This is a genomic window from Streptomyces sp. MMS24-W38, assembly GCF_059889265.1.
Window position 1 is genome coordinate 6480398 of the sequence record NZ_JCBCPP010000001.1, and the last position, 12677, is coordinate 6493074.

The 12677-nt window shown below is 70.0% G+C and carries 14 protein-coding genes and 1 pseudogene; 11 read left to right on the forward strand and 4 right to left on the reverse strand.

Translation table 11 applies throughout. The annotated features are described in order from the left end of the window. The first annotated feature begins 4 nt into the window (after positions 1 to 4). From AC6F7H_RS28400 to AC6F7H_RS28410, 3 genes are read left to right on the forward strand one after another with little or no spacing between them, the layout of a single operon-like run. Complete coding sequence (locus AC6F7H_RS28400; protein WP_500754617.1) at positions 5 to 847, forward strand: winged helix-turn-helix transcriptional regulator; 843 nt, start codon at positions 5 to 7, stop codon at positions 845 to 847. After that, the gene (locus AC6F7H_RS28405) at positions 844 to 1320 is read left to right on the forward strand and encodes a hypothetical protein (protein WP_500754615.1); all 477 of its coding nucleotides are present in this window, start codon (positions 844 to 846) and stop codon (positions 1318 to 1320) included. Before AC6F7H_RS28400 ends, AC6F7H_RS28405 begins: the two co-directional genes overlap by 4 nt. Further along, positions 1317 to 2525 (forward strand): MFS transporter, encoded by a 1209-nt coding sequence (locus AC6F7H_RS28410; RefSeq protein ID WP_500754613.1) that lies wholly within the window; start codon positions 1317 to 1319, stop codon positions 2523 to 2525. The genes AC6F7H_RS28405 and AC6F7H_RS28410 overlap by 4 nt, the downstream gene beginning before the upstream one ends. A 149-nt stretch (positions 2526 to 2674) precedes the next feature. Here the strand turns inward: AC6F7H_RS28410 and AC6F7H_RS28415 are convergent, their stop codons facing one another. Together AC6F7H_RS28415 and AC6F7H_RS28420 are read right to left on the reverse strand one after the other, a co-directional pair. Further along, a complete protein-coding gene (locus AC6F7H_RS28415) occupies positions 2675 to 3679 on the reverse strand; it encodes an IS3 family transposase (protein WP_109382741.1) in 1005 nt (334 codons plus the stop codon). Positions 3680 to 3699: 20 nt separating this feature from the next. Further along, on the reverse strand, positions 3700 to 4080 hold the full coding sequence (locus AC6F7H_RS28420; RefSeq protein WP_500754603.1) for a transposase: 381 nt from the start codon (positions 4078 to 4080) through the stop codon (positions 3700 to 3702). Between the two features lie 225 nt (positions 4081 to 4305). On the opposite strand from AC6F7H_RS28420, the gene AC6F7H_RS28425 reads away from it, so the two are divergent. From AC6F7H_RS28425 to AC6F7H_RS28435, 3 genes are all read left to right on the forward strand, one after another. Then, a complete protein-coding gene (locus tag AC6F7H_RS28425; protein WP_500761607.1) occupies positions 4306 to 5541 on the forward strand; it encodes an ATP-grasp domain-containing protein in 1236 nt (411 codons plus the stop codon). Continuing rightward, the gene (locus AC6F7H_RS28430) at positions 5538 to 6236 is read left to right on the forward strand and encodes an MFS transporter (RefSeq protein ID WP_500754612.1); all 699 of its coding nucleotides are present in this window, start codon (positions 5538 to 5540) and stop codon (positions 6234 to 6236) included. Before AC6F7H_RS28425 ends, AC6F7H_RS28430 begins: the two co-directional genes overlap by 4 nt. A gap of 219 nt (positions 6237 to 6455) precedes the next feature. Beyond that, on the forward strand, positions 6456 to 7241 hold the full coding sequence (locus AC6F7H_RS28435; RefSeq protein ID WP_500754610.1) for a GNAT family N-acetyltransferase: 786 nt from the start codon (positions 6456 to 6458) through the stop codon (positions 7239 to 7241). A 2-nt stretch (positions 7242 to 7243) separates the two neighbouring features. Here the strand turns inward: AC6F7H_RS28435 and istB are convergent, their stop codons facing one another. Both istB and istA read right to left on the reverse strand, forming a co-directional pair. After that, complete coding sequence (istB, locus tag AC6F7H_RS28440) at positions 7244 to 8041, reverse strand: IS21-like element helper ATPase IstB (protein WP_500754609.1); 798 nt, start codon at positions 8039 to 8041, stop codon at positions 7244 to 7246. Continuing rightward, entirely contained in the window at positions 8038 to 9669 is a 1632-nt protein-coding gene (istA, locus tag AC6F7H_RS28445) for an IS21 family transposase (protein ID WP_500761605.1), read from the reverse strand. The genes istB and istA overlap by 4 nt, the downstream gene beginning before the upstream one ends. A 155-nt stretch (positions 9670 to 9824) precedes the next feature. On the opposite strand from istA, the pseudogene AC6F7H_RS28450 reads away from it, so the two are divergent. The 5 genes and pseudogenes from AC6F7H_RS28450 to AC6F7H_RS28470 all read left to right on the forward strand — a co-directional run. Next, positions 9825 to 10340, forward strand: a pseudogene (locus AC6F7H_RS28450) (MFS transporter); the annotation flags it as partial. Beyond that, the gene (locus AC6F7H_RS28455) at positions 10337 to 10966 is read left to right on the forward strand and encodes an HAD family hydrolase (RefSeq protein ID WP_500759981.1); all 630 of its coding nucleotides are present in this window, start codon (positions 10337 to 10339) and stop codon (positions 10964 to 10966) included. The pseudogene AC6F7H_RS28450 and the gene AC6F7H_RS28455, both read left to right, overlap by 4 nt. 28 nt (positions 10967 to 10994) lie before the next feature. Then, positions 10995 to 11861 carry an SPDY domain-containing protein gene (locus AC6F7H_RS28460; RefSeq protein ID WP_500759982.1) on the forward strand — a complete coding sequence of 289 codons (867 nt, stop codon included), beginning with the start codon at positions 10995 to 10997 and terminating at the stop codon, positions 11859 to 11861. Between the two features lie 19 nt (positions 11862 to 11880). Then, positions 11881 to 12369 (forward strand): hypothetical protein, encoded by a 489-nt coding sequence (locus AC6F7H_RS28465; RefSeq protein ID WP_500759983.1) that lies wholly within the window; start codon positions 11881 to 11883, stop codon positions 12367 to 12369. Between the two features lie 37 nt (positions 12370 to 12406). After that, a complete protein-coding gene (locus AC6F7H_RS28470) occupies positions 12407 to 12532 on the forward strand; it encodes a hypothetical protein (protein ID WP_500759984.1) in 126 nt (41 codons plus the stop codon). Positions 12533 to 12677: the final 145 nt, after the last annotated feature.

Below are 12677 nucleotides of genomic sequence, written 5' to 3' on the forward strand. Positions count from 1 at the left end.
CCCCTTGGCCATCACCGGTCTGCCGCCCGCCGACGACGCCGACGTCGCCCGGGTCACCGAAGCCCTCCAGATGATCACCCCGCGCTGGAACGTGCGGATCCTCCTGGCCCTGAACCAACCGCCCCAGCGCTACACGGAGATCGCGGCCAAGCTGCCGTATCTCCAGAGCGGCCAGCTGCATCCCAAGATCCGCTCGCTGTGCGATGCCGGCCTCGCCGAGCGCACCGAACACTCCGCGCGTCACGTCACCTACGGCCTCACCATCCGGGGCCGACAACTCCTACCGGTGCTTCCGGTGATGGCTGCCTGGGCCGAGGAACATCTGGAGAAGCCGGGGCAGCCGCTGTCCGCGATCGAACAGGTCGAGGACAGTCTCACCCTCCTCGCCCGCCGACAGGCTGCCGCGATCCTGTGGGTGCTCAAGTCACGGCAGGAGGTGTCTGCTCGGGCCCTGGCCCGCATCGTCATCCCCGACGGCTACTGGACCAACATCTACCCGCCGCTGCGTCAACTCATCGATGACGGCCTGGTGATGACCGCGGGCAACGGGCAGCCCTACCGCCTCTCGCGGGCCGGTGACGCTCTGGGCCCTGTTTTCGGAGCCCTGTCCACGTGGTCCGCCGGACGACCACTCGACCACGCCGCCTTGCATCCGCTCTGGGGGCGACCCGCCCCCGGACCTGCGAGTCCTGCTGCCGCCTGGACCAGCCACCAGCCCGGGATCCCTGCCCCCGCCGTACCGACGCAGCCCGCACGCCGCCCCGGCTGGCAACCCAGCGAGTTGTTCTCCCATGCCGCCCCCGCCCGAGTGAAGGCCGTCCTGTTGCCCGGGGGAGCCCGCCGATGATTCCCGCTCTCTCCCACCAGCAGCTCCGCGACATGTGCACGGTGCTGTCCTCCGCAAGCCTGATTCGCCTGGTCAGCGAGATCGACGACCACGGAGCGATACCTGTGCGCGGCCTGGCACGCACCCTCGCGGACCTCTCCACCCGTCAGATTCGCCAGGCCATCGAGCAGGCAGATGCCCTCGGACTCCTCACCCGCGCCCCCGGCAGCGTGGGCCTCTCGGCAGCCGGCCGGGACCTCGCCGACGTCTACGACGCGACCGCGCGGTGGGCCCGGCGGCACAACTACCCCGCTCCGTTGTGTGACTTCGCCGGACGGATTCAGCACACCTTCGCCCTCCTGGGAACGCCGACAGCCGGCACGCAGGATCCCGACGGCGAGCACGTTGCCGAACTCGGCCGCATCCACCGGCTGATGGCCGAGTGGGCCCACGCCCATCAGCGAAACCGCAGCGCCTATGGCGTCGTCGCGTGACGTCTACCCCTGGCCTCCTGCGCGGGATCTACCTGCCGCGCAGCGCCGACGGTGCCGCCTTCGCGATGGCCACCTACGGCATCCCCCTCCTCGTCCTCGCCGCTACCGGGTCGACTGCGCTGACCGGCCTGGCCTTCGCACTGGAATGGATTCCGCGCATCGCGGCCTTCACCGTGGTGGGCACCGTTGTCGACCGTCACGGCACGGCCCGTGTCTTCCGGGCAGCCTGCCTCGCTCGGGCCCTGGCCGTGCTTGCCGCCGCCGGCGTCCTGACCGCGCTCGACGCCGGGTCGCCGGCGGTGACCGCCACGGTCATGCTGCTGGCCGCGTCCACCGGCATCCTCACCGAATTCAGCTACGTGGCCGCCGAGACCGTCGGCGGCGCAGCGAGCCGGAGCGCGGGCGCTCAGGCCCACCGGGTGCAGTCCGTGCTGCTGGGCATCGACCAGACCGCCATGCTCGCTGGACCGCTGGTTGCCGGCCTGCTGCTGGAGCACGGCGGGCCGACCGCCATGCTCGGCACACTCGCGGCCTTCTCCTTGCTCGCCGCCGCCCTCGGATCCGGGGAACGGAACACGCCGCCGAGCGCGGCATTGGCCAAGGGAGGACTACGGATGGGATGGGCGACACTGCGCTCGCTGCCCGTCCTGGCCTGGCTGGTCGGCGGCCTTATGGTCTCCAACACGGCCATCGCCGTCCTACAGGCGGCCATGCCGGTGATCGTGATCACCGAACTACGGCGCTCCAGCGCGGACGCCGGACTCATCTGGTCCGCCGCAGCTGTCGCCTCCCTGCTCGCCCTCACCGCCGCCCGCCGGGCGATCGACCGCTGGGGACTGTGGCCGGTCGGCGCCGCAGCCTCCGTTCTCGCTGCCGGAGCGACCCTCGCCGTCTCCCAGGCCGATGCCTACCACAGCTACCTGCTGTTGATCGCCGTCCTGATGGCCGGCGAAGGCGGCCTCACCGTCGTCCTGCGCACCCTGCGCTCCCACCTGATCCCAGCCGACGTCTTCGGCAGCACCCTCAGCCTGACGATCCTGCTGCTCCTGCTGCCGTTCCCCGCCGCCGGACTGCTCGTCGCCGCCCTCCCACCCTCCCAGCTCGGGCACGCCGTCACCGCCGCCGCGCTGCTCCAAGCAGCCGGTCTGGCAACCGCTTTCACCCGGCTGCGCACCCTGCCAGCCCCACCGACGCCGGTGCCCTGACCCTCTGCACGACAGGGTCCCTGCCCCTCATGCCCACCATCAGCCAGGACGGACTGCCCGGCCTTCGCCTTCCTCTGGGGGCCGGCCATCACCCGCAGGCTGCTCGCCGCTCACCGGAAGATTTCAAGTCCAGTGAGACAGTTGTGATGCTATGAGGTTTGTGGTGCTGATTCGCGGCGCTTGGCGGGATCGTTGATCCAGGCTGTCCGGGGTATCTCGGGTGGCCGGGGGCGGCGTCCGAAGCGTTCGGGGTGGTGTGTGTAGGCCTGGGCGAGGGTGGCGGCCCGCTGGTCGCGGACCTCTTCGGCGGTGCCGAAATGGACGCTGGCCGGGGTGTGCCAGGCGATACCGGAGTGGCGGTGCTCGTGGTTGTAGTACGCGATGAACGCGTCGAACCACTCACGGGCATGGGCCAGCGAATCGAACCTTTCCGGGAAGTCCGCCATGTATTTCGTGGTCTTGAACTGAGCCTCGCTGTAGGGGTTGTCGTTGGAGACCTTCGGCCGCGAGTGCGACCGGGTGACGCCCAGGTCGATCAGCAGCTGGGACACCTTCTTGGAAGTCATGGACGTGCCGCGGTCGGCGTGCACGGTCCCGGGCACGATGCCGTTGCGGGCGATGGTCTCGCGGATCAGTTCCTCGGCCCGTAGGGCGGACTCGGCGCGCTCGACGGTGTGGCCGACGATGTACCGGCTGAAGATGTCGATGATGACGTAGGCGTGGTACCAGACGCCCTTGGCGGGCCCGGCCACCTTGGTGATGTCCCAGGAGAAGACCTGAGACGGGCCGGTGGCGACCAGTTCCGGCACCACCCGCGCCGGGTGGGTCGCCTGGCGGCGGCGCTCACCGCTCTGGCCCTGTTCCCGAAGGATCCGGTACATCGTGGAGACCGAACAGTGGTAGCGCCCGGCGTCCAGCTCACGGGCCCAGATCTGCGCGGGCGGCAGTTCCGCGTACTCGGCGCTGTTCATCAACTCCAGCACCGTCAGGCGCTCTTCGGCGCTCAGGGCGGACGGTTGGACGCCGACCGCGCGGGGCCCGGGCCGGGCCGGTGGCCGTAGCCGACGGTAGTGGGTGGCACGGGAACGGCCGGTCAGCCGGCACGCGGCAACGACACCGAGCTCGGTCTCGACGCCGTGGAAGGCGTCGTCCACGACCGGGGCGGCGGCAGACTTCAGTCCGCGCTCCTGGAGATCATTTCCAAGAGCGCAGAAGCTTTTCCCATGACCTCCAGAGCGGCCTTGTTCTGGGCCAGCTCCTTCTCGAGCCGCTCCACCTGGCGCCGCAGTCTCTCGTTCTCCGCCTCGGCGGCCGACTTCTTCGGCCTCGCGGGACTGGTCCGGCGGTCGACCAGCTTCTCCAGGGCGCCGGCGTCCCGCGCGGCCCGCCATTCCTTGACGTGCGAGTGGTAGAGACGCTCGCGGCGCAGGATCGCACCCTTCTCGTTCTTCGGGGCCGCGTCGTACTCGGCGACGATCCGCAGCTTGTACTCCGGACTGAAGGAGCGGCGCTTCGGCCGGGGAGCGGGATCGGACGCGGGGTTCTTGCTGGTCATGAGGGAGGTGGTTCTCCTGTCGGTGCCCTCTCAGGCTAACCCGGCAGAGCCGGGTGTCTCACTCAAGGCTGACAGAGAGGGCACCCCGAGTGGGCCTCCGCTACCGAGGTCCACCGCCGGCGCAGCCCGTGAACGGCAGCAGGCAGACATCTTCCACCCCCTGAACTCTCAAGGAGCCTGTTCTTGTCCGACCGTCCCGTTGTTCTGCTCGTCGCTTCCGCAGACATGGAAGCCGAAGGCTACCGGGGCTACTGCCTCGAAAGCGTTGCTGCCGACTACGACGTCGTCCTCATCACCGACGAGGAGCCGTCGTGGGAGGTCCCGTACATCCGGGACTGCATGGTCCTGCCCGACCCGACCGATCAGGCGGCACTGTCCGCCGCAGGCCGATACCTGGCCCAACACCACGATCTCGCCGGGGTGTTCACGTGGACCGAGTGGTATCTCGTCCCCGTCGCCCGCCTCGCCCGCCTCGCCCGCCAGCTCGGCCTGCCGACCACCGCCCCGGAGGCGATGCAGGCATGCCGCAACAAGGCAACCGCGAGGAGCCTGTTCGCTCGCCACGATGTCCCGTCAGCCGCATCGGTGAGCGTCCGCACCCTGGATGAGGCACGGGCCGCGGCCGAACGGATCGGCTACCCGGTCGTCCTGAAGCCGGCCGCCCACGCGGCCAGCATCGGCGTGATCCGCGTCGACAACCCCGGCCAACTCACTGCTGCCTACCCGTTCGCCGACCGGGCCGCCGGCCTGGGCTTGGAGAGCACCGACGTGCTGGTCGAGGAGTACCTCGACGGCCCCGAGATCTCCGTCGAGTGTGCCACCTCCCAAGGCGAGACCACCGTCGTCGCCGTCACCCGCAAGACCGTCAGCACCCCGCCGTACTTCGAGGAACTCGCGCACTCCGTCGACGCCGCAGACCCACTCCTCGCCCAGGTCGCCCCTGTCGCACGGGCCGCGATTCATGCCCTGGGGATCACCGACGGCGTCAGCCACGTCGAGATGCGCCTCGTCGGCGGGCGGCCCCGGCTCGTCGAGGTCAACGGCCGACTGGCCGGGGACATGATCGGCCACCTGGTCCGCCTCGCCACCGGCATCGACCTGCCGCGCGCCGCAGCCGACATCGCCTGCGACCGCGCCCCCGACCTCACCCCGACCAGGTCCTCCGCCGCCGCGATCCGCCTGATCTACCCCGACACCTCGGGCATCCTCACCCGCCTCCGCCTCGACGGGCCCCGCCCGCAGTGGCTGGAGCACGTCCACTTCCAGCACCATCCGGGCGACGAGCTGGTCCTGCCCGGCGACGGCGGCGACATGTTCACCGCACGCATCGGCTACGTGATCACCACAGCGTCCACGGCAGACCTCGCCCAGTCCCGTGCTGAACAGGCCGTTCGTGCCCTCGGCATCCAGATCTCTCCCCGCGCCGCGGGTGAGACCTCCCGCAGCGGCCTGAACGCATGAACCGGGCCACCGACTCCGTCCGCCGCAGCCGCGGCCTGCTGACGGGTTACTTCTTCGGCCTCGGGGCGATCATGGCCGTCTGGGGCGCACGGATGCCGGCCGTCCAGCAGGCTGCCCACCTGAGCACCGCGCAACTGTCCATGGTCCTGCTGGCCGCCGCCCTCGGCATGGTGGCAGGACTGCAGGCCGGGGGCCGGCTCACCCGGCCTGAACGCCTGCCCGCGCTGCTCACCTGCGGCGCAGTCGGCCTCGCCGGCTGCCTGGCCATCCTCGGCCGCTGCGACAATCTCCCCTCGCTGCTCGTGGCCGCGCTCGCCTTCGGGGTCACCCATGGCGTGCTGGACGTCGCCGCCAACTCCGCAGCGGTGCGCTGCCAGAATGCCTACGGCAGACCGATCATGTCGTCCCTGCACGCCGCCTACTCCCTCGGCGCCCTCGCCGGTGCCGCCCTGGCCGCGATCACCGCCCACACCACACACCGCACCCTCTTCCTGACGACCGGCCTGATCCTGGCCGGTGCCGCGCTGGCCGCCACCCCGGCAACCCGGACGCTGACAGGCACCGACCAGCCACCGGCTCCCACGGGACAGGACGAGACCGGAGCGTCGCTGCCGTCCACAAAGCTGTGGCTGCTGGGTGGCTTCGTTGATCTCCAAGAACAGCGTTTGTCGACGGTTTCCGGAGGCAGTTGGTGATCAACCGGCTCTGGAATATGGATGAGAAATGACGGCACTGCGTGGATGCGAACGTGCCGACGGCCAGCCGCTCGAAGAGCGGCTGGCCGTCGAGGCAGGTAGCGGCAGAGGCCAGTACCTGTTTTGGTCTCCGGTGGCCGGGTGAGGCAGTGCAGCCCTTGATGTTCGCGCGGTTTCGACCGGCGATTATTCACTTGACCCGGTCCGTACGGTGTTCGAGTGAAGGACACTCTGATCGACGAACTCCGCACCGCGTATGACGCCCAACTCCGTGGTGTCACCCCGCCTGGCGGCAGCGCCCGCGTCGAGAGGGACGGCCCGTTGACCCGTGTCGTCGGTTGGCACCGTGGCTTCGTCACGGGCCCACGCGACCTCGGTGTGTACGGGGCAGAACTCGACACGCTCATAGCGCGGCAGCGTGACTTTTACGCTGCCCGTGGTGAGGCAGTCGAATGGAAGACTCGCGCCCATGATCTCCCCACCGACCTCACCGACCGGCTCACCGCGGCCGGCTTCGTCGCCGAGGACAGCGAGACGGTGCTCATCGGGCAGGCCGCAGACCTTGCCGCCGACCCCGTCCTGCCCGACGGCGTGACCCTCCGCCGTGTCACCGCCAGATCAGACCTCCAGCGCATCGCCGCTCTGGAGAGCACCGTCTGGGGCGAGGACTGGAGTTGGCTCGCCGACGACCTGGCCGCCCGGGTCGAGAACGCCCCGGAGAACACCATCGTCCTCGTCGCCGAGGCACGCGCCGAAGTCGTCTGCGCCGCCTGGCTGGTGTTCAACGACGGCGTCGACTTCGGCGGCCTCTGGGGCGGCTCAACGCTCAAGGAATGGCGCGGACAGGGCATCTACCGGGCCATGGTCGCCCACCGAGCCCAACTCGCTGCTGCCCGCGATGTCCCCTACGTCTACGTCGACGCCTCAGCCGACAGCGCCCCGATCCTCACCCGCCTTGGCCTGCACGCGGTCACCACGACGACACCGTATGTCTGGTCGCCCTGAGCTCAGCCGGCCTTCGTCGGCTCCTCGGCTCGTGCCCGGGTGCTGGCGAGGCGATAGGAGTCGGTGCCGGTCTCGATGATGGTGCCGTTGAAGGTCAGGCGGTCGACGATGGCCGCGCAGAGACGCGGGTCGGTGAAGGTCTTGGTCCAGCCGCCGAACGACTCGTTGGAGGCGATGGCGACGCTGTTCTTCTCCTCGCGCTCGGTCAGAACCTGGAACAGCAGCTCGGCGCCGTGCCGGTCCAGTTCCATATATCCCAGCTCGTCGATGCAGAGGAGGTCGACGCGGCCGTAGCGGGCGATGGTCTTGTTCAGCTGCTTCTCGTCGGCCGCCTCGACCAGCTCGTTCACCAGCTTGGTGGCAAGCGTGTAGCGGACGCGGTAGCCCTTCATCGCGGCCTCGGTGCCCAGCGCGATCAGCATGTGCGACTTGCCGGTGCCGGAGTCGCCGATCAGGCAGAGCGGCTGACTCTTCTTGATCCACTCGCAGCTGGCGAGCGTGTGGACCGTGGCCGGGTCGATGTTCGGGTTGGCCTCGAAGTCGAACGCCCGCAGCGACTTCTCCCGCGGGAAGCCCGCCGCCTTGATCCGCCGCTCCGACCTGCGGCGGGCCCGGTCGTCGCACTCGGCCATCAGCAGCTCGGCGAGGAAGCCGCGGTAGGTCATCTGGTCCTTCATCGCCCGGTCGGCGATCTCGGAGAACTCGTTACGGATCGACGGCAGCCGCAGCAGGCGGCAGGCGGTGTCGATGGCGGCGTCGGCGGCCTGCTCGGTCAAGCCGCGCTGGCGGGGCAGGGTCACTGTGCTTCTCCCTCTCGGTGGTCACCGCCGCTGGCGCGACGACGTCGGAGCAACTGGTCATAGGGGGCCACGGACGGCAGTGGCCTGGTGTCCGGCGGGAGATGAGACAGCTTCCACTCATGCAGGGACGTCACGTTCGCCGGCGCTTTGCCGGGCGACGGCTGGCCTGACGGGGCGGGTTCGGTCTCGGCCTGGGCGGCCTTGCGGGCCTCGAGCGCGACCGCGTCAGCGGTCATCGCCCCGGCCCGCAGGGCCGCGGCCAGGCCGGCGACGATGTGCTCGTGTGGCAGGTGCCGGCCCAGCAGCAGGACCTCGATCAGCGCGCGGGTGCCGTCCCGCTCACCGTGGACCTTCCGAGCCTGAGCCCACCACGCGTCGTGGACCGGGGTGAACTTGCCCGCCGAGCGGGCCTGTTCCAGAGCGGTGGACCCGGGAAACGCGCCGGGTTTGCGGACCAGGACCTCCAGATAATGATCCAGCTCCAGGCGCACGGCGCCCTTGGCGATCAGCCTCTCGTGCCGGGCCACTTCCACATTCTGGTCGTAAACCACCAGGTGAGAGGCGTGCAGCACGACCCGCACCCGCTTGCCGATCAGCCGGATCGGCACCGAGTAGCGGTTGGTGCGGACCGGGATCTGGCCGTAGCGGTCAACCCGCGGGGTGAACAGCCGGCCCGTCTCGAACGGCTCCTCGGGCAGCGGCACCAGCAGCGGCCGCTCGAGCGCGAAGCACTCGGCGACGGTCTTGGACCGGGCACCGATGCGGCGGGCATCGTCCTGCCGGTCCCACTGCTCGACCATCTCGTTCAGCTCGGCGAGCGAGGCGACCTCGGGGACGGGAACGAAGTGGTTGCGACGGAAGTAGCCGATCATCCCTTCGACGCCGCCCTTCTCGTGGGCGCCCTCGATGCCCGGGCGGCAGTAGAAGCTCTCGATGCCGTAGTGCGACTTGAAGGCGATCCACCGGTCGGCCTCCACCCGCGCCCGGCTCAGTCCCAGTACCCGGGCGACGGCGGCCTTGAGGTTGTCGTAGCGCACCTTGCTCCGCGGGACACCACCCAGCGTCCGCAGTGCGTGGACATGGCCTTCGAAGAAGGCTTCCTGGCCGCAGGAGGCGAACACCCGGTGGACGGCCTTGCCCGAGTACGACAGCCGGAAGGAGAACAGGTAGCAGGTCACCAGCTCGCCGGCCAGGCGCACGGTCACGTCGCCGAAGTCGACTTCCGCCTCGTGACCGGGCTGGTGGGTCTGCGGGACGAACGCCTCCAGCGGTGCCCTGCCGGACTCGGTCAGGATCTCGGGCTTCCTGGCGGCGACGTAGTAGCGGACCATCCCGTAGGAGACGTCGGCGCCGTGTTCCTCGACCAGCCGGTGGAAGATCCGGGTGACGGTGTGCCGCTGCTTGCGTGGCGCATCCAGGTCCGTCCGGAGGATTTCGTCGATCACCGGCTTGTACGGATCCAGAGCGGAGGCCCGGGGCGGCAGCTTCTTGCGTGGCTCCGGCCAGGCCGAGTCCAGTGCCTTCCGCACGGTCCGCCACGTCACGCCGTGCTTGCGCTCGAGCTCTCGCATCGACATGTCGCCGCGATGGTCACGCCGGATCGCCGCGTACAGCTCGACCTTCGACATCTGCGGCATGACCAGCACCTTTCACCAGGAGCATCCCGATGCTGCCCTGGCAAGAACCCCAGCGCCTCCCAAACTCGCCAACACCACCCGTCCGTGGAACGGGGCGCCTCCCAAACTCATCGAGAAGCGACATCGCTACTGCTCGATAAAGCCAGCTGGGGGCGCTGGCTGCCGCCAGCCTGCTGGGAGAAGGAGCAGCCGCCGACTGGGCGGCCATCCATCTGCACAGCCTGGACGCCTCCGCCGCGGTGAGCGCCGCCGCCTTCGCCCTCTACAGCGCGGCCATGGCCGCCGGGCGGCTGACCGGCGACCGGCTCACCGCCACCTTCGGGCCCGCTGCCGTGGTGCGGGCCGGCGCCGTCCTCGCGGCGGCCGGGCTGACCACCGGCGTCCTCGCCTCCACCACCTCCGTGGCCCTGGCCGGCTGGGCGCTCTTCGGACTCGGCCTGTCCACCACGGTTCCCTGCCTGATCAGTGCCGCCGGCGTCGGCGGCCCGGGCGCCGTCGCCACGGTCGCCGTCACCGGCTACCTGGGCCTGCTCGCCGGGCCCGCCCTCATCGGCGCCATCGCCAGCATCACCACCCTGCCCACGGCACTGCTGCTGCCCGCCCTGCTCGCGGCCACCGTCGCCGCACTCGCCCACCGAGCCCTGGAGAAACCCACCCCGTGATATCGGACACCGCCGCCCTCGACGCCGTCATCCTCGACTACAACGGCGTCATCGGCCTCCAGCCCACCCGCAGCCAGTGGCTCCGCCTCGCGCGCACCGCATCCTGGCCCGAGGACGACCTCACCGGCTTCCAGCACGCCTTTTGGAGCGCACGCGAGCCCTACGACGCCGGTCAGCTCAGCGACCTGGCGTACTGGGCCAAGGTCCTCGGCGCCCACCCCGGCCCCCGCCTGCTGCGCGAACTGCGCGCTGTGGACACCGACATGTGGACCGCTACCGACGACCGTGTCCTGGATGTCCTGCACCGCGCCCATCAGACGGGGCTGCCGATGGTGCTCTTGTCCAACGCACCGCACTACCTCAGCGACGTCCTCGACACCACCGACTGGCGCCACCACCTGATCACCCGTGCCTTCTACTCGGCTCGGCTGGAGATCTGCAAGCCCGCCCCGGACGCCTACCGGCACGCCCTGGCCGCCACCGGCGTCAGCGACCCGCAGCGCGTGCTGTTCGTCGACGACCGCGCCGACAACTGCCACGCCGCCCGGAGCCTGGGGCTGCGCGCCCTGCACTACACCGACCGGCCCGACGCCCTCGAGACAGCCCTTCTGCACACCGCTGGCTGACCCATCGCCATTTACCCTCAGGAGCCGCGTGCCACCCCACGACGACCTTCACACCATCGCCGGAGACGTCTACGTCTCCCCGCGCTACCTCGCCGGCAGCACCGTGATCGGTGACCCCGGCCTCGCCCCGCTCCGCGACCTCGGCTGGGAACTGGCAAACGACGACCTCGGCAACGCCCACCTGAACGCTCCCGACCGCAAGGTCCGCCTCGGCTACCTGCCGGAAGGCGAGGACGACGGTCTGTGGCGGATCAACGCCTACCAGGACCCGTTCGGACCGCCGGCCTGGGGCGTCTGCTTCAACGACTCCTGTCCCACGGAGTTCGTCACCGCCTTCACCACCGCGCTTGCCGAGGCATACGAACAGGGCCCCGACGCCTACCTCGCCGCCCCCGACCCCAGAAGCAGGGACCGCGACCCGTTCCTCGCGGTCGCACCGCTCATCAACCGCGGCTGGCAGATCGACCGCCCCCGCTGGGAAGTGTTCGCCGTCCGGTCCGCCGACGGGCTCGCCGGACTGGAGTTCACCACCGGGGCCCTCGACCCGGAGGCCGAGCTGACCACCCGCGACGCCCGCTGGCAGCTGTGGGCCGGCACCTCACTCGACCGCCCCGCCTGGTACGCCACTGCCAGCACCGACACCCCCGTCGCCCTCGTCCGGGCCGTCACCGAGTGCGTCTCCGACCCCGCACCGCTGCCCCGGTGGCGCGAGGACACCCACAGCTACGTCGAGGGCATGGCCCGCCTCACCCCGATCCTCCCGCCGCGCCCACCGGCCCCGACGCCGCTCGACGTCCAGCGCGCTGCCTCCAGACGCCCAGCTGCCCTCCCCACCGCCAGCGTCCCGCGCTGGAGCACTACCAGCCGACCGGCCCTACCGGGCCCCCGCCGCTGACCAGCCCTCGGAGACCCACATGCCGATGTACACCCAGGAGTTCTTCGCCCAACTGAACCTTCCCTTCGCTGACGCGGCCGTTGTCGGCAACACCTACTACGCCACCCCTACGGCCGGAGGTCCTCTGCGGCTGCGGATCGACTTCAGCCCCACCATCCGAGCCGACGAGTACAACGGCCTACGGCTCGCCACGATCCACCAGGAGCGAGGGGAACTCGACGTCGTCCACCTGCGGTTTGCGGACCACAAGACTTTCGACCACCGCGATTCGGCGTATGGCCGGACGCCGAGTGCGTCCGGATACGCCGTGTTCAAGGAGCACAGGGACGCCCCTGACTGGGCGCCGTGGAAAGGCGCCCACACTAACGGCCTGCGGGACGCCATCGAGCAGTACGCCTCCGTCTGGTTCCCCGGCTCCTGGCCGCCGCCCGTGTTGGCCCGCGCTACCGCCCGGACCGCCCGCAAGGTTCCGTCCCTGCCGTACTCGGCTCCGAGCCGGACCCGCTGACTTCGCTCTCTAACCAATCAAGGAGCCCCCCTCCCTCATGTACGCCTGTGTCGTCCGCAGTGCCGTCCGGCTGACCGCCATCGCCGCCTCTGTAGCCGGCACACTCACCTGGGCCTCCGCCGTGTCCTCCCTGCCGAAAGAGCTGATGCTCACGGCAAGTTAACCTCCACCGGTCTCGTACCCAGGGGCTTTGCGTGTTCGCGGATTGAGCGGGATCGCCCGGTGATCAGCCGTCATGTCCGGGGGTACGGGGCCGGAAACGGGTGCAGGCACAGGTGCGGTGATCATGTGAGTGTCGAGTTCACGTG

Excerpts from the sequence above, each read along its gene's own strand:
- AC6F7H_RS28430 (WP_500754612.1), top strand. The coding sequence starts at position 5,538 with ATGAACCGGGCCACCGACTCCGTCCGCCGCAGCCGCGGCCTGCTGACG.
- istA (WP_500761605.1), bottom strand. The coding sequence starts at position 9,669 with ATGTCGAAGGTCGAGCTGTACGCGGCGATCCGGCGTGACCATCGCGGC.
- AC6F7H_RS28465 (WP_500759983.1), top strand. The coding sequence starts at position 11,881 with ATGCCGATGTACACCCAGGAGTTCTTCGCCCAACTGAACCTTCCCTTC.
- AC6F7H_RS28405 (WP_500754615.1), top strand. The coding sequence starts at position 844 with ATGATTCCCGCTCTCTCCCACCAGCAGCTCCGCGACATGTGCACGGTG.
- AC6F7H_RS28425 (WP_500761607.1), top strand. The coding sequence starts at position 4,306 with ATGGAAGCCGAAGGCTACCGGGGCTACTGCCTCGAAAGCGTTGCTGCC.
- AC6F7H_RS28470 (WP_500759984.1), top strand. The coding sequence starts at position 12,407 with ATGTACGCCTGTGTCGTCCGCAGTGCCGTCCGGCTGACCGCCATCGCC.
- AC6F7H_RS28420 (WP_500754603.1), bottom strand. The coding sequence starts at position 4,080 with ATGACCAGCAAGAACCCCGCGTCCGATCCCGCTCCCCGGCCGAAGCGC.